Raw genomic sequence first — 17,879 nt, forward strand, 5'->3', positions numbered from 1 at the left:
TCCACGATGTGTGAAAAAGAAACCATCTAAATATCCGTATAAAAAAAAGCCAGTCAGTGTTAACTGACTGGCATTAGGGTGTAAACCGTGGTTTATTCTCTAACGAAGCGGGTCAAGGTTCTGCGCCTATAGCGCATGCTTCGGCAAAAGCTGATGAGCCAGTATCAGAGGGTATAGTATCTATCCTAGAACCTTTTATCGATACCATTATTATTTGTACGCTTACGGGGTTGGTTATTTTATCCTCGGGGGTGTGGAATGAAAAATTTCAAACTCATTTTGAGCGCTCGGCTATGAGTATTATTAAAGGCGATTACACAGAAGAAAACCAAACACAGCGCGAAGACCTCTATAAATATCTTAATGGTCAAAAAAGTAATATAGAGACGTTTACCGGCAATATTGAAGTGGTTAATGGTGAGGCATTGAGTACAGGTTTTACGGTACTACATTCACGCTCAATTGCAGAGGATGTACGCTTTGGTATTACTGAAAAGCACAAATACACAGGTGTTATAGAAGTAATAGATGGCATGCCAACAGATGACAGCATTAGTTTAGTGGGCAAATCATTGGTACATTCAGCAGAGCTAACTACCAAGGCTTTTAAACGTGGTTACTTTGGCGATAGTGGCCAGTACATTGTATCAATAGGCTTATTGCTGTTTGCGTTCTCTACTGCCATTGCTTGGTCGTACTATGGAGATCGCGCAATGATTTACTTATTAGGGCATCGCTCAGTAATGCCGTATCGCGTATTTTATGTGGCTGCATTCTTTTGGGCATCGTTCGCCGATACCACCTTGGTATGGAAGTTAGCGGCAGTGGCTATTGTTGTAATGACACTACCTAACTTAATTGGCATTATGTTATTGCGTAAAGAGATGAAAGAATCGGTAGATGACTACTGGGTCAAATTCAAAAAAGACAACGAGAAATAAAACAAGTACAATAAAGGCGCCGCAAGGCGCTTTTTTTATGCGTAGTATGGAGAGATGTATGGCGATTATCCGTTGCCCTAAATGTGCCAAATCAATATCAGATAAACACGCGCAATGTCCGCATTGCGAAAGTAACGTTGCCGACTTAAATAATGAGCAAGTTCAACAGCTTCAACGTGAGCAGCGAATTAAAAAACAGCAAATGTTTATAACTCACTCATTTTTAGCACTTATCCTATTTTTAGGCGGTTTTTTCTGTTTGTACTTCTTACAACCGCAAGAAAAAACACCTCAGTGGTATGCTTACACCATCGCTATTGGCGTGGGGTGTATTTGGTACCTTATTAATCGTATTATTTTAGTGACTCTAAAAAAGAAAAAATGACATGAATATCGACAATCTTGTACAAAATATTACCCCAGAATTATTTGAACGTTTGCAATACGGAGCAGCAACTGGCAAATGGCCAGATGGCACTCCTTTATCAGATGAACAAAAACAGCAAACAGTGCAGTTAGTTATGTTGTATCAAGCAAAAGTTGCTCAATCGAATGAGCAATTTACTATTGGTGCAAATGGCGAAATGGTGCAAAAAACAAAAGCACAACTGCAAAAAGAATTTAACTCAGATAACGAAATAGCTAGGTTTAGTGAACATGATCTTTAAACACCTTTTTACGCCAAAATGGAAACACCCAAAGCTGCAAGTACGTCTAGACGCAATCGAAAAATTAGATGTACAACGCGACGCAATAATTTTAAGCACTTTAGCGCTGGAAGATAGCTCAGCAGAAATTCGTCGTAAGGCACTGCAAAAAGTAAACGACTTGCCACTGTGGTGGAAAGCTTATAAACAAGATCAAGCATTAAAAGATATTGCTGAACAACAAATATCTACCGCTGTTTTAAGTAGCGAAAGTACACTGTCGCCGCAAATTAAAAGCGAATATATAGAGCGTTTTGCACCAGTAAAAACCCTTGAAAAACTTGCCTTTGCAGAAAAAGAGTTGCAAGTGCGGGTTAAGTTACTAAAGCGCCTAGGAAACCCTAAACTAATAGAAAAAGCCTTTAAAGAGGGCAGCGAAGAGTTACAAGCGCAACTAGTTGAGCTGGTTATTACCCACCAGTTAACTAAACCATTATTAAAGCATGCACAAAACAGTGCTAAAACAGCGCTTAACACGCATTTAGAAAACGAGCGTTTAGCAATTGAAATGCCAGCGCAAGTTGAGGGGGAAACCCGTGTTATTTTAGCCAAGCTAAATGCTTTGCGCGATAAAAATGATTTTGCATTAGTAAACCCAAAAGCCGGTGAGTTAATGGCGCAATGGCAAGCCTTAGAGCTTAAGTGGCTTAGCACCGAGCAAGTAAAACTGCTAAACGAAAAGTACAGCACAATTACCGAAAAGCTAAATGCCCATATTGCACAGCTTCGCAGTGAGCACGAAAAAGAGCAGCAATTACTTGCACTACAACAGCGTCAACTGTTGGCATTAGCAACGCTTGAAGCTTTAAGTGAAGAAATTGAAAATGCATTACAACTTGGCCTAGAAACGCCAGAGCAAATTCAGCAAGATTGGCTTGATGCAAAAGTAGCGCAGGCTCAACAAGCAATAAATGAAACAGAGTTAGCCAATAACCCGCAATCAAAGCAGGTTATTAATAAGTTAGAAAAGTCATTTACTCAAGTAGCTAAATTACCTGAGCTAACGTCTGCTATTAAAGATTATAAGCTGGCATTTGCTGCACTGTGTGAAATAAAACCAGCAGCCGATTTAGCCCAATACGACGAAAGCCTAGCTGCATTTAATAGTGGTTTTAAAGCAGCGCGTAATCATCTAAATATATTAGATAGTGCATTGCAAGGTACGTTTAAAACACAACTTAATGCGCATAAAAAGCAATTTTTAGTGCCAATGAACGAGTTGATAAAACCGCTTGAAAAAAATCAAAGCCAAGCTAAACGCAAAGCCCGTGATGTAAAGCGCCTAATAGAAGAAGGTCGTTTTAACGTTGCATTTGGTGTGTTTAAAGGCTTTGAAGAGTTATTTAATACCTTAACTGAGCAGTATCAGCAACCACTTGTAAGCTTAAAAACCGATTTAGAAGCGCAGCTAGCTGACGCCAAAGATTGGCAAAAATATGCTGCAGCACCAAAGCGCGAAGCATTACTTGAAGAAGTTAGCACGCTCGCTTTAGAGGAGTGCGTAGATCCCCAGCAACGGGCTGATCAAGTTAAAGTGTTGCGTAAACGTTGGAATGAGCTTGGCCGCTTAGATACAGACGAAGAAAAGCAACAAGGTGAGCAATTTGATCAAAAAATCGAATTATTGTTTGCACCTTGCCGTAACTATTTTGCAGAGCAAGAAGTACAACGTGAAGCGTCAAAAGCGCAGCGCGAAAGTATTATTGCTGACATGCATGCACTGCACTTACTCGCAACTGACGAGCAGGGTTTTGATTGGAAGCAGTTTGAAAGCCAATACAATCGTTTAAACAAAGCATGGCGTAGTGTGGGTAAAGTTGACCCTAAAACGTACCGTGTATTAAACGATCGTTATAAAAACGAGCAGCAGCGTGTGCTAGCGGCGTTAAATGCGTTTCATAAAGGCAATGCGGTACTTAAAAATGCATTAGTAGAGCAAGCGCAGCAATTATCACAAAGTGATGACCTAGCAGCAGCATGCCAAGAGCTAAAACAATTACAGCAGCAGTGGCAAGCAATTGGCTTTGCCGGCTTAAAAGCTGAAAATGCCTTATGGCAAAAATTTCGTCAATTTAACGACGAAACTTTTACTAAACGCAGTAGCGAGTTTGAACAGCAAAAGTTAGATCAAAGCGAAAACGACAAGCAAGTAGTCGCTGAGCTTAACGAACTTGAATTGGCGCTGGGTCAAATTAACGAAAAAGCGCAATTACACGACTTAGAAACTAAAGTTAAAGGGTATACCCAGTTTAAGTCACTATCGCCAAAAGTAACGTCGTTACTTAGCGCCATAGAAGAGAAGCTTGCAGGGCTAACGAGCAAAGCCGAACAAGCTAATTTAGTGGCCTTATTTAACGCTCTTGAAAATAATGAAGCGATACCGAGCCAGTACCAAGCTGCACTTAAAACATCACTTAGTAGCGCACAGTTACTTACTAGAATGGAAATTTTAGCTAATGTAAGTAGTAATGATGCAATGCAAAGAATGGCAGAGCAAGTTGCCATGTTAGATGATAAGCATCGTGGCGAACATGCAGATATAAGCTATTATTTAAAGCAGTTGTTAGCGCTCAGTGAAGGTTCAGTTGATGCTGACACACTAGCACGGCTAAAGGCTGTTTTTACAGCTTAGTGTAGTTACACCTAATAGAGTATTACTCTTTTAAAAGCCGCTCGTAAGCGGCTTTTTTATACCCATCACTTATAATAATTTAGAGAGTTTTTTATGAAAATATTATTTATTATTGCCGCATTATTTTTAACTGCATGTAACGCTACACAAGGAATGTCTGTTTATTCATTTACTAACGCCGACGTGGAGTCGTTATTAACAAAACAGCTTCCTAAATTAAGCGAACAGGTAAGTTTAATGGGATTACCAGTAGAGTTTGATGTAAACGATGTGAGTGTAAATATTGGTCCAGAAAATCGTGATGTTGTAGTGTTAGGCGCCGATTCAAGCGCTAACATTAGTGCTTTTGCATTAAAATACCCAGTACGCTTAAAGCTGCAAATAGAAGGTAGCCCATTTTACGACAGCGAGAAAAAAGCGGTGTTTTTACGTAATATAAAATTACTAGATTCGAGTGTTGATGCTGGTGGTTTTAAAGGTAATTTAGGTGCGCTAGACGAACAAGCTATGGATATTATTAACCGCTTTTTAGCTGTAAACCCAGTGTATGAGCTAAATATGAACGATCCTAAAATGGCCTTGCTAAGTAAACTACCACTTGATATGAAAGTGGTTGCAGGCGCTATAAAATTGGTTCCACGCCTTTAAGTTAGTTGTAAATAAAGTCTAGTTAGCATAATAAGGTAACTAGGCTTTATTTTTTGTCATAAATTTTTGTATTTTCGTAATTCTATTGTCACTCCCTTCCTCCAGCGCTATTAATTACTAATAATAATTTTTGCAGTGCACTTTTTGAATTAAATTGTCATAATGATCGCGATATTTCGCGAGGGCTATTTTATGATAAAACAATTTTTAAACGATCCTAGTTTATTACTCAACGCAGTGGGCGAAGGAATTTATGGCTTTGATCTGTCGGGTAATGCCGTGTTTGTTAACCCTGCGGCCGAGCGCATGACGGGCTGGAGTGCAGAGACACTATTAGGTAAAAAAATTCATCAATACCATCATCATACTCATGCCGATGGCACGCCTTATCCAGCCGACGAATGCCAAATATATTGCACCATGTTTGACGGTAAACGCCGTGAAGTGAAAAACGAAGTTTTTTGGCGCAAAGATGGCAGCTCTTTCCCTGTTGAGTACACATCGACACCAGTTTATCGAAATAATGAATTGATAGGTGCTGTAGCGGTATTTCGCGATATTTCTCAGCAGCAACAAACACAAAATGCATTACAAGATGCACTTGCACAAGTAAAACATTTGAGTGAACAGTTACAAGATGAAAATAATTATTTAATAGCAGAATTAAACGAAGATTGGCAAGACTCTGGCTTAGTAGGTAAAAGCCACGTGTTTCAAACCATGTTAGAGCAAATTAAGTTAGTGAGCGAAACCGATACCACAGTGCTTATTTTAGGCGAAAATGGTACAGGTAAAGAGCTGGTTGCCCGAAACCTATACAGATTAAGTAAGCGTAATAAACAGCCCTTTATAAAAGTGAACTGCGCAGCATTTACGCCAAGCTTATTAGAGTCAGAGCTGTTTGGCCATGAGAAAGGCGCGTTTACTGGTGCTAATGAGCGCCGTAAAGGGCGTTTTGAACTAGCCGACAAAGGTACCTTATTTTTAGATGAAATAGCAGAGCTGCCGCTTGAAGCGCAAAGTAAGTTGCTTAGAGTGTTGCAAGAGCAAGAATTTGAACGTGTTGGGGCAAGCAATACATTAAAGGTAGATATTCGCGTTATTGCAGCAACTAACCGCGATCTATGGGAAATGGTGCAAAAAGGCAGTTTTAGAATCGATTTATACTATCGCTTAAATGTATTTCCTATAAAAGTGCCAGCGCTGAGAGAGCGCAAGGAAGATATTCCTTATTTATGTAGTAATTTAATAGTGCAGTTAAATAAACGTTTAACTAAGCAGCTTAAGGGATTAAGTAATAAGGCAATTTCTCAACTACAAGCTTATGACTGGCCAGGCAATATTAGAGAGTTACAAAATGTACTAGAGCGCGAGGCCATTTTATCTAAGCAAGCTATTTTACAATTAAGTCAGCCATTACAAGCAATATCACAAAGTACTATAAACCCAGCATTAACGCTCAATGAAATGCAAAAACAGCATATTATTACTGTGCTTAAGCTATCGGCTTGGCAAATATCGGGGAGTAAAGGTGCCGCTGCAAAACTTGGTATGCCAGAGAGTACCTTACGCTCTAAAATGCACAAGTTAGGGATTAGCAAGGTTTCGTGATATATCGCGAGGATCGCTTTATTTCGCGAGTTTGAGGTTTTCAATAATAAATAAATCACTTAAATATCAATGTAATGCCTTTGCTTTCAGTTTGGTCTGAAAGTTGCAAATACTTAACTAACATCCGTTATGATTAAGTAAGTACTATGAAGTTTGATATTAAAGAAGAAGATATGATCATCAAGCCCTACAAAAGCGAAGGGCCAATTTATATACGTGAGCAAAAAGGCTTTTTTCAACGTATACGCCGTAACTTAGGCTGGTTATTAATGCTTACGTTTATTGCAATACCGTGGATCCAATATAACGGCCAACAAGCGGTGCTATTAGATGTAGCAACGCAAAAGTTTACTATTTTCACTTTAACTTTATTCCCGCAAGATTTTATTATTGTAGCCATGTTGTTTATGGTGGGGGCCTTTGCGCTATTTTTTGTAACCAACTGGTTAGGCCGCGTTTGGTGTGGTTATACTTGCCCTCAAACTATTTGGATGTTGATGTTTTCGTGGGTTGAGCAACGCGTTGAAGGCACACGTAATCAGCGTATACAGCTTGATAAATCTGCATGGGGTTTTACCAAATGGCGTAAAAAGCTTACTAAACACAGTGCTTGGTTGGTGCTATCACTATTAACTGCCACTTCATTTTTAACTTATTTTATACCCGCAAAAACATTGTACTTAGAAATGCTTACTTTTGAGTGGTCGGGTATTACCAGCTTTTGGGTGTTTTTATTTGCTTTGTGTACATATGGTAACGCAGGATTTTTACGTGAAAAAATGTGTACTGTGGCGTGTCCGTATTCGCGTTTTCAATCGGTTATGTTTGATAAAGATACACTCGTGGTTACTTACGATAGCGCACGCGGTGAAAACCGTGGCCCACGTAAACGTAAGGCCGACCCAAAAGCACTTAACTTAGGTGACTGCGTAGATTGTAATTTATGTGTAGAGGTATGCCCAGCTGGAATAGATATTCGAAATGGTTTGCAATATGAATGTATAAACTGTGGCTTATGTATTGATGCTTGCGACGATACTATGAATAAATTTGGTTATGAAAAAGGGTTAATAAAATACGCTAGTGGAGAGCAAATGGCGGGTAAAAAAACCAACCCTTTTAGGCTTAAATTGGTTGGATATGGTGTTTTGACCTTGATGCTAATTGTAGCTATGTTTGCTTGGGTGGTACAAAGAACACCAATTGAAGCCTCGGTACTGCGCGATAGAGGCGCCTTGTACAGAGTAAATTATGAGGGTTTAGTAGAAAACCCTTATACGTTAACGATTATAAATAAAACCCAACAAACATTGCACTACACTATTGCTATATCAGGCTTAGCAGAGGCTAAATTAACTAGCCCAGATACAACACTAATTCAACCTGGAATGATGAGGCGTATACCCGTAACGGTGACTGCAGATGGCTTTGATATTTCAAACAAGGTAAGTAAAGTTAAATTTATTATTTTTGCAGAAGAAGATCCGAGCATTAGCATAACGAAAGATAGTTACTTTTATAAAAATTAAAAGTATAAAAATGCCCAAGCTAGTTTACCTACTTGGGCATTTTAATAGGATTATTAATTGTATATATTTAAACCCAGATCACAGATTAATTATGTAATCTAATGCGCTCGTAATTACGGCTACTTGCGCCAAAATACATTCTTCGTCACTTGCTGTAGGGCTATCTGGGTATACTTCAGTGGTGGTTACATAAGGTGCATTGGTAAAGCCCATACATAAACCTAATTCGCGAGCAGCGTAGTTGATCACCCCAAATTGCTCTTGTGGCACACCAATAAGCTGGTTATTTTCATCACTTGGGGCAATGTGGGTTACTTTTGCTACGCTATCAATAATGGCTTTTTGAAATGCAGCCTCAGGTTTAGTGCTATCGGCCACTAAATAAAAACCATCGGGAATATTCCAATTAGTATTTACTGTGCCTTCGCGTGCAGCTAGTGCCGGGCGAAACTCGCTGTTGTCGCTGTCGGTCGTTTCGTGCAAATCAATATGAGCAATTAAATCTAACTCAAGGGATTTTACATACGCCATAATCGCCGCCGACTCTTGCGCTGGGCTACCTTCATAAAATGAGCGGTTAGGATCAATGGCTTCTGGGTTCCAGCGGTTTATCGTTTCGTACCCCCAAGGGCTAATACAAGGTGCGATTACAATATTAAAATGCTGACTATATTTTTGCGCTGCCGTTTTTGCAAACCTAAGCGCGCCGTGTACGCCACTAGTTTCGTAGCCGTGTACACCACCGGTAATTAAAACGGTAGGTTTGTTAGTGTTAAAGTCAGCGGTTTTTAAAACAAATAAAGGATATTTGCCTGCAACGTAATTTAGTTCGCCATATTGTTCTACATTAAGCGCATCTTTGAGCTCGTTAATGAGGGTTACTACTTCATTTTGATAGCTGCGTTTAATATTTTGGCGGGTTAACCAATCGGCTTTATCGTTGTTATTCCACTTAGTGCCAGGTGTGCCAATAGGATATGTGCTGTTAGTCATAATAAACCTTTAATAATAATTATAATTAACCTTATAGCAAGGCTATATAGCAAATGCAGTTAATATAATTAGTAAATAAAGGCACAGCTTAACGCTGACTAAAATAAGGCGCAAATTAAAACGATAAACAGCTGTTTTAATTTTTTAAATTAGCTATTTACTAAGCTCAGTTATAGTAAGTTGTTAAATTAAATGTATTATAAAAGAGTATGTTACAATTGTTTTATTACCTACTTAGATATTGAGTATTATGGCGCAGTATTTTGCCACACCTAGTTGGTTAGGCCGTTTTTTCACCCGTATTAAATTACTCAGTATTGAGCAGGAAAGCTTAGTGATTGAGTTTAAAAACGCGACTAAGCAATCGTTTTTAATCAAGGGTTTTAACGATTTTTCGCAGTTGCAAAACCGGATATTTAGCGCCAAAATTAATTTAACTCTAGGTGAAAATAGTGCTCATACTACTATTAGCTTTTTAAACAAAGCACAGGCAAAAGCACTAAACATTGCAATTAACCAATATTTTTCGCAAGCGCTTGAACACAAAATAAATAATGCTAAAGCTTTATTAAAGCGCACTGCGTTAGATGAGTATTTACGCGACAGTAATACCACAATTTTAAGCGCTGAGGTGTTTTCACTGAGCAAGCGCTATCAGCAAAACCGCAATGTGTGGCAAGGGTATTTACCTTCAAATAGTAGCCAGTTTTTATCGGTATTGGCCAGTGCAAAAAATAAGAATGATGCTATTGCACAACTGCGTAATAAATATGAGCGCAAGCAACTTGCTCAACGAGCTGATTTTTATAATAACGTGGAGTCAAACCCATTAACTAATGAGCAGCGTCTTGCTGTAATACGCAATAACGATAAAAATTTAGTATTGGCTGCTGCAGGTACCGGTAAAACCTCAGTTATGGTAGCCAAAGCACTTGATTTAATTGCCACAAAACAAGCAATGCCAGAGCAAATACTGGTACTTGCTTATAATAAAACAGCGGCGCAAGAGCTTAAAACACGCTTTATTAAACGCGCCCAGCAGGCTAAATTATCAAGCAAGTCACCAGAGGTTTTAACTTTTCATGCGTTAGGGTTGCAGCTGCTACAGCAGGCAGGTAAAGGTTGCGACATATCGCCTTTTGTAAGTGATTTTGGCGCGCTGTCGAGCTGGCTAACATCATGGCTAAGTGAGCAAGTACAAGCCCAACCGGTATTATTAAGCGCCTTTATTGCTATGCTCGATAAGCCTTTAGTATCCTGCGATACTCATAAAAGTAAGTTTAATGCTACGCAAGTACTGGCAATATTAAAAGACTCAGGGCAGCTTAAGCATGAGGTTGATAAATATTTAAAATGCTTAGCAGCTATAAGGGCTGAACAGTTAACCGATAGCGAAATTACTCAGCGGCTTAAGCGCCAAAATAATCAATTAAATACTGTTCATCTAAGTACCAATCAATTAAATACGAGTCAAGTTAATAGCAATCAAAAAAGCACTAATCATCACAGTGCGGCCGCGCAGTTATTAATTGCTATGCATCGCGCTTATAAAACGCAACTCATTGCGCAAAACTGTATTGATTTTGACGATATGATTTTACAAGCTACTCAGGCTGTAAATAAGCAGCAAGTGAATGTGCCATGGCAGCATATTTTAGTGGATGAATTTCAGGATATTTCTGCTGCGCGTATGGCTTTATTAAACAGTTTAATTAAGCATGGTCATAAGGTGCGTTTTACCGCTGTAGGTGACGACTGGCAGGCAATTTATCGGTTTTCTGGTGGTAACTTAGCACTTACCACACGTTTTAATGAGTTAGTGGGTAGTCATTCGTTAACGTTGTTGCAAAAAACATTTAGGTATAACAATAGTATAAGTGACGTAGCGGGGCGTTTTGTTATGCAAAACCCTGAGCAGTATAAAAAGCTCATTATTACTCATACACAAGTGGCTGAGCCTCAAGTTATTTTATTAGATGACGTGTACCAAGGTAAAAAGTCGTTAGAGCTAAAAACCCAGCAAACTATCAATACTATTCAAAAACACCATGCAAACGCGAGTATTGCTGTATTGAGCCGTTATCGTTATACGCTCAACAAAGTGCAACAGCATTTATCCTCACAACAAAAAAGTGCAAACGTAGCATTTTTAACCCTGCATAGCGCCAAAGGGTTAGAAGCAGATTACTGTATTATTATAGGGTTAGAGCAGGGGAAGTTTGGCTTTCCGAGCAGTCAGCAAAATAATCCGCTGCTGGAGGCTTTACTACCTAGCCAAAACACCTTTACTTATTCAGAAGAGCGGCGTTTATTATATGTGGGGCTTACCCGAGCAAAACATAAGGCTTACTTAATTGCCGATGCTAAACAGCCGTCGTTATTTGTTAAAGAATTAATAAATGACAACTATCCAATTCATATTGCATCTACTTTGTTTAGCAAATAACAAAAAGCAATAGTATGCAGTGACTGTAACCAGAGGCTGTTGTTAAGCGCTAACTTGGTGAGTTAATTAATGGTTCATGCTGATATAAATTAGCGTATTGACGTTGGTGCTCGGCAAATAAATAAGCTCTTAATTGTTCTTTACCAGTATGAATGTGTTTTATTTTAGCTGCAAGGCCATGCTTGCTTTGCCTGACAGGCTCAATATCCATAGATACAGATTCTTTATTTGGTAGGGTAAATTCTACGTGTTGAACTTTTGATAGGTTTTTGTGTTTACCGGTGGGCTTTAAAAATACACCTGTGCTTGAAATTGATTCAATGCAAAAGCCTTGGCTTTTAATATTTAAATGGCTCCAGCGCCAACTGCGTTGAGTGCCTTTAGTATCAATAACTTCAGGAGCGCTTAAAGTAGGTGTAATTGTGCCGGAGCTATTAATTTTTAAGTGTAGCGGAAACCACAGTTGGTAATGGGCAACCTCAGCCAGTAGAGTTAAATTGGCATTGCTAAGTAACTGCGCAATACTAACAGGCACACTGCTTTGCATGGTTAACATAGGCTCATGAGGTAATGCAGGTTTTTGATCGGATTTAAATAAGTCAGATAAAAAGTCTATTTCTTCAGCAGAAAAATCCATATTCCATACTCGGGTTGCCTAAAATATAAGCATAAGTTAAACAAAACACCGGCTCAATAAACAGCGTGTTTAATTTTGTTTAGTTAGTCTTTAACCGTTTTAGGTAGTTAGTATCTTTAGCTAAACAAAGCGATACGGCGCGTTATTAGCTTAACCCTAGAGCTAGATTAAGATATAAAGTTGCAGCCCAAGTTATTAAAAATTAACATGATGTAATTACAAGCCACTTTTTATTTGGGTTATATCATGACGCATGCATTTACACATTATAGACAACAACAATTGGTCCGCTTTTTAGCTGTGTTATTAAGCATTACGTTTTGTGCTAGTTTAACGGCCGCAGAGCAAAGCCAAACGTTAATTTTAGTTGGTAGCGAGCTAAGTAGCTGCAGTAGTTTAAACATGCAACAGTGCGATAAAAACACCCAAATAGCGGGTAAAGCAGAGCATTTATTTAGCGTTACGGCTGAAAAAGTTAAAAAAATCACTCAGCAGTGGCCGAGTACTAATCAAGAAGTTAAAAGCAGTACAGTTAAAGTTTTACTTGCGATAAAGGCTAAATCATCAACATCAATAACTAAGCCTGCACTGTTATGGCACTGGCGCGATATTGATAATACCCAGCTTAATAGCCTATCGGAGCAAGAGTATCATTTTGTTATGGATATGCTTGAAGTGCCTCAGTTGAGTTCTCAAGGGCAGCGATTAGCGGAGCAAGTTAACCCTAGTTTGAATAATGAACCGGCTATAAACAATATACTGCAATTTATAACGGGTAGTTTAAAGGTAGCTAACGAGCAACCAAGTGTGTTGGCAATTACAGCAGCAAGCCGAGACCCTTATGCTGCTGCCGATTTTACTCAAGGTTTATTGAGCACGGCAAGTGTAAACAGCCAATGGTTAGCATTGACCCCTGCATTAGTTAAAGCAATTACTACAAACACCTGTGAAAAATTACCACAATATAGGCAATCAGAAATGCGCTTGTATAACCGTGAGGCTATTTATCCCGATCGCATCCAAGCAGAAAATACCCTTTGCAGTAATGGCGTTAATAGCTTGGTAAAGCTAATAAACAACAGTACAGGAGTGATTTTTAATAATGGCGAGCAAGACTTAACGCGCAGCGTACTGTTTGATGAAAACAACCAAGCTTACCCGTGGACTAAAGCATTGCAAACACGCCCTGTTGTTATAGGTAGCGGCGCGGGGGCGGCTATTCAAAGCGGTGGCAAAAACACAAGTGGTAACATAGCTACAATTACTAAAGGATCGAGCCTTTTGGCTTTACAGGCAGATATTAACGATAGTTCTATGTTTAATCTTGCTGGTGGCCTTGCAACATTTAATTATGGCATGATCGATACTCACTTTAGTGAACAAAACCGTACATTAAGGTTGGCAACAGTACTTGATAAAACGCAACAAAAGTTTGGTTTTGGTATTGATGAAGCCACGGCATTAGTCGTTATAAAGTCATCCGCAGGTAACTTAATTACCGTAATAGGTAAAAGTGGTGTGGTATATTTAAAAGCAAAAGGCAATCAGCATTATAACTACTCATACTGGCCTGCAGGCAGCGTTATTGATATTGCAAATGAAGATTTTACCCTAAGCCAGCGCAGCATTAATAAAGCTGTAGCAAGTATTAAAATACCAGCATTACCGCTACAACGATTTGGCTCTATATTAACGAATGCAAAATTACGCTCACTTATTCAAGCTATGTGTTTAAGCCAAGAACAAAGTACAGTTGCCCAACAAGATCAGTTTATATTGAGCTTAAGTGTACAAGCTAACACTGCGTATCATCGTATTAATAAGGATCAATATGGCTGTGCTATCAGTCATTTAGAACTTGCAGTGAGTACATTTTAGTTCTGAAAGTTTACTAGAGCGTGTTTAATTAAAACGGCCAAAATATTGTTTATAAAACTACATTGGCCGTTTTAATACTTAGTAGCCAGCAGGGCGGCTATCACGCATGATAAAATCTAGTTTTATTTGTGCTTTTATTGGCTGCGACAGATCAGTTATTTCAATCATTTCGCATTCATCTCTGATCATTTCAGCTATTAGGCTCGGATAATGACGGCAGTCTTCGGGGCGGTCTAAGTAAATACTGCAAGTGTATTTATTTTGCGCTTGAGGGTTTGTTTTAGGCTCAACCTCTAAAAAAGGGCATCTGCTTAGCCTAACGCCCGATTTAGGATCGAACCATATTTCATTATTTTTAACAAATTCAAAGATTTCAGGGTTAAATATTTCCCATAAATCAATTTCTTCTTGGGTAGCACTCAAGTCGCCATCGCCGTATTTAATACAACATTTACCGCATTGATTACAGTCTTTCATAGTTTGCCAGTTAGCATAATAACCAGGCCACAGTGTAGCACTTATATTGATATGCGGTGTTGTTGGCGAAAAGGTTTAAGTTTCTACCAAGAGTATATAAAATAGCGAGCATATTGTATTACTAAGCTTTGCAGTACGCGGAGCATGATTAAAAGAGTTATAAAAAATGAGTGAAGAGCAAAGTGTAATTGATAACCTAGCCGACCTTGAAAGTTTTTTACTTAATGTAGAAAGCGGTGGCTTTGGCTTAAAAGGTGTTGCAGGCATTGGTATGGCAACAAATAACGCAGATGGCAGCCGCTTTGTTGCTGTGTTTGACGATAATCAAAAGCTACTTTTAGCACGCATGATTACAGAAAACGTATTCCAAACAGGGCAAGACATGGTTCGTAATGGTGTAGGGCGCAAGCATTAACTATAATAGTTAAAACGCCGCTTTAATTTAAACTGTTAAATTAAAGCGGCGTTTATTTTGTTTTTAGCCTATAAGCTTATTTAAGGTTTATAGGCGCTATCAACTTCAACAGCCTCATCTATAACTTATTAATAAATAACGGCAGGGTTTGGCTTATTCGGCGAACCTAACATTTCGCGATAAGATGGTGGCTGCAAACCTTCTCTGTCGGTAATATTAAAACGCTTAGCTATTTCGGCAGCAATTACAGTGTGCCCGTTAAGCTCGTCACCTTTAGGGTCATTAGCAATAGCATAAACAATATCACCAATAAATTCTGGTGACTCTGCGGTTGCCATAAACTGCTGGTATTGCTCTTTATCTAGTTTACCTATAATGGCCGAACGTTCGGTTAAGAGTGGCCCCATCCAAATAGATACAGCACGCATACCTGTGCCTTTAAAGTCTACCGCCATATCATGAGCAAGCTTATCAAGGCCCGCCTTTTGTGCACCATAAGCAGGCCCATGAATATAACAACTAGCACCAAATGATGAACCAAACATAATTAAGCCACTGTTATGCTTAGCCATTAGTTTTGCGCCATGCCAACTAGCCACGTAAGCAGAGCGTAAACCTACATCTAAAATTTTACCCGCATCAATCTCTTTTTCCCAAAATGGCTTTTGTTCAACTAATTGATCATGAATAAATGCAGCGTTATTAACCAAAATATCTAATCGGCCTTGCTCTTTTTCAACCTGAGCAAATAATGCAGCGGTTTGCGCATCGTCACTGTGATCGCACACTACAGCAATACCTATACCACCTGCTTGATTAATTTGCTCGGCAGTTTCATATACTGTTCCGGGTAATACCGAACCATCCCACCCTAAAACTGAGCCTGTTTTTATACTGCGGCCAGTAACATAAACTGTCATGCCTTTTTTACCTAAAGCTAAGGCAATGCCTCTGCCTGCACCGCGGCTAGCACCGGTTACAATGGCAACTTTTGCTTCTTCCTGTTGCATGGATTCCCTCATTTAAAAGATGACACATTAAAAGTACTAAAGGTTAAATTGGCTAACCAGCTCAATTTAGTTTCGATAGTAGTCGTACTAGTAATAAAGATATATTTGTATTGAAATTAGCATGTAAAGCCTTAGTATAAAAGCCTAGCTTAAAAATCAACCAAAAAACAAAGGACTGCTATGAAATATATAAAGACTACCGAGCAACGTTTACAGCAACTAGAAGACAAGCAATCAATATTAGAATTGAAATATCGCTACCTAAATGCCTGCGATGAAAAACAACCTGAGCTGGTAACTAATTGCTTTATTAGCGGCGAAGTAGATATTAACTTTGGTCACATTGGCCAATTTAACCGACGGGAAGATTTTGTGGCTGTTTTTAAAGATCTTGGTTGCCACGACCATATAGTTGATATGCATCACGCACAAAATCCGGTTTTTTTAGAGCTCACCGACAATACAGCCAAGACTAAAATTAACCTTCGCTTTCAAAGTATCAACACCAAAGATAAGCTCCATGTGCAATTAGGTGGCTACTACCTCGACGAATTTGAAAAGCAAAGAGACGGTCAATGGCTGATCAGCAAAAGTGCATTTATAATAAATTCGGTAAGCATGAGTGATTTTTCAGGTGAATATAGCAAAGTGGTTTATAGCGGAAACTGCATGCCAGACTAGGTTACTGTATATTTTTTAAATTCAGGAAAGGTAGCAATAAAGTAACTGAGCGTGTTGCGAAGTAATTGATTTTGGTTATTTAAAAGGCTTTTAAAGTTGGTCGGTATGGAGAGATATTAAACAGACACCCACCTTAATATTTGTAAAAAAGATATTAAACAGACACCCATCTTAATATTTGTAATATCAGTGTAATTAACTATGCTCTTTTTAGTGCAATAATTAAGCAGGGTGTCACATGGCTATCGCAAGAAAACGTCAGGTTAGTTTGGTCGATACAAAATACTACCACTGTATTTCGCGCTGTGTACGCCGTGCATTTTTATGCGGTGTAGACAACTTTACTAATCAATCGTATGAACATCGCAGAGAGTGGGTTGAAAGCAAATTACTTGCCCTCGCTAACGTATTTTGTATCGATGTGTGTGCGTATGCAGTAATGAGTAATCACACCCACTTAGTACTCTATGTTGATGATAAAAAAGCCAAGCGACTAACCGATAAAGCCATTATTCAGCGGTGGCACAGGCTTTGTAAAGGCACTGTACTCACTAACAAATACCTGCAAGGCGAAGAGCTAAGTAAAATTGAATGGCTCTTTCTAAATGAAACAATCAGTGAATACCGAGAACGCTTAGCTAATATCAGTTGGTTTATGCGCTTATTAAATGAAGACATTGCGCGCAGAGCTAATAAAGAAGATAACTGTACCGGCCGCTTTTGGGAGGGACGCTTTAAATCACAAGCCCTTTTAGATGAAGCGGCATTAATCGCCTGTATGGCATATGTTGATTTAAACCCAATAAGAGCAAAGGCAGCAGCAACACCTGAAACATCAGACCATACCAGTGTAAAAATACGCATTGAAAGTGCCACTGCAGGTAAGCAACCGAAGCAACTCCTGCGCTTTTCAGGTAAACCAAAAAAGCACATGGCAAAAGGATTACCCTTTGCGCTTAAATCTTACCTTGAACTAGTAGAATTAACCGGGCGTTGTATACGCGAAGGTAAAGCAGGCTATATCGAAAGCAGCACTTTACCCCTGTTACAAAGAGTAAACATTACCCCCGAAAACTGGCTAAAACTCACCACACAATTTAGTCGCGTATTTCATGGTGCAGTAGGTCGCCCAGCGTCGCACGAAGGATACTGCGAACACCTAAACAGAAAGCGGCGCGCAAACGTTAGTAACTGCGAAAAACTACTGGCTTAAAGCGTTACTTCAAAAAGTTACCCGTTATTTCCCTTCACTGTGAAAGCACAGTATTTCGCAT

Annotated in this window: 15 protein-coding genes and 1 pseudogene; 12 read left to right on the plus strand and 4 right to left on the minus strand. The window is 39.1% G+C overall.

The genetic code is table 11. The features are described from left to right. Positions 1-77 precede the first annotated feature (77 nt). The 7 genes and pseudogenes from AAEZ22_RS15825 to ccoG all read left to right on the plus strand — a co-directional run. Positions 78-941, plus strand: a pseudogene (locus AAEZ22_RS15825) (alanine:cation symporter family protein); the annotation flags it as partial. Positions 942-999: 58 nt separating this feature from the next. After that, positions 1,000-1,326 (plus strand): hypothetical protein, encoded by a 327-nt coding sequence (locus tag AAEZ22_RS15830; protein WP_011328569.1) that lies wholly within the window; start codon positions 1,000-1,002, stop codon positions 1,324-1,326. Position 1,327: 1 nt separating this feature from the next. Further along, positions 1,328-1,609 carry a YeaC family protein gene (locus AAEZ22_RS15835; RefSeq protein ID WP_011328568.1) on the plus strand — a complete coding sequence of 94 codons (282 nt, stop codon included), beginning with the start codon at positions 1,328-1,330 and terminating at the stop codon, positions 1,607-1,609. After that, positions 1,599-4,280 (plus strand): DUF349 domain-containing protein, encoded by a 2,682-nt coding sequence (locus tag AAEZ22_RS15840; protein WP_352297969.1) that lies wholly within the window; start codon positions 1,599-1,601, stop codon positions 4,278-4,280. The genes AAEZ22_RS15835 and AAEZ22_RS15840 overlap by 11 nt, the downstream gene beginning before the upstream one ends. A gap of 93 nt (positions 4,281-4,373) precedes the next feature. Next, a complete protein-coding gene (locus AAEZ22_RS15845; RefSeq protein WP_011328566.1) occupies positions 4,374-4,928 on the plus strand; it encodes a YceB family lipoprotein in 555 nt (184 codons plus the stop codon). Positions 4,929-5,120: 192 nt separating this feature from the next. Further along, complete coding sequence (locus AAEZ22_RS15850) at positions 5,121-6,539, plus strand: sigma-54 interaction domain-containing protein (RefSeq protein WP_179808000.1); 1,419 nt, start codon at positions 5,121-5,123, stop codon at positions 6,537-6,539. Between the two features lie 146 nt (positions 6,540-6,685). Further along, positions 6,686-8,068 carry a cytochrome c oxidase accessory protein CcoG gene (gene ccoG / locus AAEZ22_RS15855; protein WP_182679092.1) on the plus strand — a complete coding sequence of 461 codons (1,383 nt, stop codon included), beginning with the start codon at positions 6,686-6,688 and terminating at the stop codon, positions 8,066-8,068. A gap of 78 nt (positions 8,069-8,146) precedes the next feature. Here ccoG and AAEZ22_RS15860 read toward each other — a convergent pair whose 3' ends face one another. Next, complete coding sequence (locus AAEZ22_RS15860; protein WP_182679094.1) at positions 8,147-9,061, minus strand: M14 family metallopeptidase; 915 nt, start codon at positions 9,059-9,061, stop codon at positions 8,147-8,149. Positions 9,062-9,311: 250 nt separating this feature from the next. Here AAEZ22_RS15860 and AAEZ22_RS15865 point away from each other — a divergent pair, with 250 nt between their 5' ends. Next, the gene (locus tag AAEZ22_RS15865; protein ID WP_352297974.1) at positions 9,312-11,507 is read left to right on the plus strand and encodes a UvrD-helicase domain-containing protein; all 2,196 of its coding nucleotides are present in this window, start codon (positions 9,312-9,314) and stop codon (positions 11,505-11,507) included. Positions 11,508-11,556: 49 nt separating this feature from the next. Here the strand turns inward: AAEZ22_RS15865 and AAEZ22_RS15870 are convergent, their stop codons facing one another. After that, entirely contained in the window at positions 11,557-12,144 is a 588-nt protein-coding gene (locus AAEZ22_RS15870) for a hypothetical protein (protein ID WP_089368506.1), read from the minus strand. Positions 12,145-12,390: 246 nt separating this feature from the next. Between AAEZ22_RS15870 and AAEZ22_RS15875 the strand changes: the two genes are divergently transcribed. Then, the gene (locus AAEZ22_RS15875; RefSeq protein ID WP_352297978.1) at positions 12,391-14,022 is read left to right on the plus strand and encodes a cyanophycinase; all 1,632 of its coding nucleotides are present in this window, start codon (positions 12,391-12,393) and stop codon (positions 14,020-14,022) included. A gap of 78 nt (positions 14,023-14,100) precedes the next feature. Here the strand turns inward: AAEZ22_RS15875 and AAEZ22_RS15880 are convergent, their stop codons facing one another. Continuing rightward, complete coding sequence (locus AAEZ22_RS15880; RefSeq protein ID WP_197108760.1) at positions 14,101-14,499, minus strand: YkgJ family cysteine cluster protein; 399 nt, start codon at positions 14,497-14,499, stop codon at positions 14,101-14,103. A gap of 166 nt (positions 14,500-14,665) precedes the next feature. On the opposite strand from AAEZ22_RS15880, the gene AAEZ22_RS15885 reads away from it, so the two are divergent. After that, positions 14,666-14,914: a hypothetical protein gene (locus tag AAEZ22_RS15885; protein ID WP_011328558.1), complete on the plus strand. Its 249-nt coding sequence runs from the start codon at positions 14,666-14,668 to the stop codon at positions 14,912-14,914. A 128-nt stretch (positions 14,915-15,042) separates the two neighbouring features. Here AAEZ22_RS15885 and AAEZ22_RS15890 read toward each other — a convergent pair whose 3' ends face one another. Continuing rightward, positions 15,043-15,924: an SDR family NAD(P)-dependent oxidoreductase gene (locus AAEZ22_RS15890; RefSeq protein ID WP_352297981.1), complete on the minus strand. Its 882-nt coding sequence runs from the start codon at positions 15,922-15,924 to the stop codon at positions 15,043-15,045. 180 nt (positions 15,925-16,104) lie between these two features. Between AAEZ22_RS15890 and AAEZ22_RS15895 the strand changes: the two genes are divergently transcribed. Together AAEZ22_RS15895 and AAEZ22_RS15900 are read left to right on the plus strand one after the other, a co-directional pair. After that, a complete protein-coding gene (locus AAEZ22_RS15895) occupies positions 16,105-16,605 on the plus strand; it encodes a nuclear transport factor 2 family protein (RefSeq protein ID WP_352297984.1) in 501 nt (166 codons plus the stop codon). 238 nt (positions 16,606-16,843) lie between these two features. Further along, complete coding sequence (locus tag AAEZ22_RS15900; protein ID WP_352297987.1) at positions 16,844-17,818, plus strand: transposase; 975 nt, start codon at positions 16,844-16,846, stop codon at positions 17,816-17,818. Positions 17,819-17,879: the final 61 nt, after the last annotated feature.

Origin of the sequence: Pseudoalteromonas sp. 20-MNA-CIBAN-0454 (assembly GCF_040308685.1) — a bacterium.
GTDB lineage: Bacteria > Pseudomonadota > Gammaproteobacteria > Enterobacterales > Alteromonadaceae > Pseudoalteromonas > Pseudoalteromonas nigrifaciens.

Coding starts and splice junctions, on each gene's coding strand:
- AAEZ22_RS15830 (WP_011328569.1), top strand. CDS start 1,000: ATGGCGATTATCCGTTGCCCTAAATGTGCCAAATCAATATCAGATAAA.
- AAEZ22_RS15835 (WP_011328568.1), top strand. CDS start 1,328: ATGAATATCGACAATCTTGTACAAAATATTACCCCAGAATTATTTGAA.
- AAEZ22_RS15840 (WP_352297969.1), top strand. CDS start 1,599: ATGATCTTTAAACACCTTTTTACGCCAAAATGGAAACACCCAAAGCTG.
- AAEZ22_RS15845 (WP_011328566.1), top strand. CDS start 4,374: ATGAAAATATTATTTATTATTGCCGCATTATTTTTAACTGCATGTAAC.
- AAEZ22_RS15850 (WP_179808000.1), top strand. CDS start 5,121: ATGATAAAACAATTTTTAAACGATCCTAGTTTATTACTCAACGCAGTG.
- ccoG (WP_182679092.1), top strand. CDS start 6,686: ATGAAGTTTGATATTAAAGAAGAAGATATGATCATCAAGCCCTACAAA.
- AAEZ22_RS15860 (WP_182679094.1), bottom strand. CDS start 9,061: ATGACTAACAGCACATATCCTATTGGCACACCTGGCACTAAGTGGAAT.
- AAEZ22_RS15865 (WP_352297974.1), top strand. CDS start 9,312: ATGGCGCAGTATTTTGCCACACCTAGTTGGTTAGGCCGTTTTTTCACC.
- AAEZ22_RS15870 (WP_089368506.1), bottom strand. CDS start 12,144: ATGGATTTTTCTGCTGAAGAAATAGACTTTTTATCTGACTTATTTAAA.
- AAEZ22_RS15875 (WP_352297978.1), top strand. CDS start 12,391: ATGACGCATGCATTTACACATTATAGACAACAACAATTGGTCCGCTTT.
- AAEZ22_RS15880 (WP_197108760.1), bottom strand. CDS start 14,499: ATGAAAGACTGTAATCAATGCGGTAAATGTTGTATTAAATACGGCGAT.
- AAEZ22_RS15885 (WP_011328558.1), top strand. CDS start 14,666: ATGAGTGAAGAGCAAAGTGTAATTGATAACCTAGCCGACCTTGAAAGT.
- AAEZ22_RS15890 (WP_352297981.1), bottom strand. CDS start 15,924: ATGCAACAGGAAGAAGCAAAAGTTGCCATTGTAACCGGTGCTAGCCGC.
- AAEZ22_RS15895 (WP_352297984.1), top strand. CDS start 16,105: ATGAAATATATAAAGACTACCGAGCAACGTTTACAGCAACTAGAAGAC.
- AAEZ22_RS15900 (WP_352297987.1), top strand. CDS start 16,844: ATGGCTATCGCAAGAAAACGTCAGGTTAGTTTGGTCGATACAAAATAC.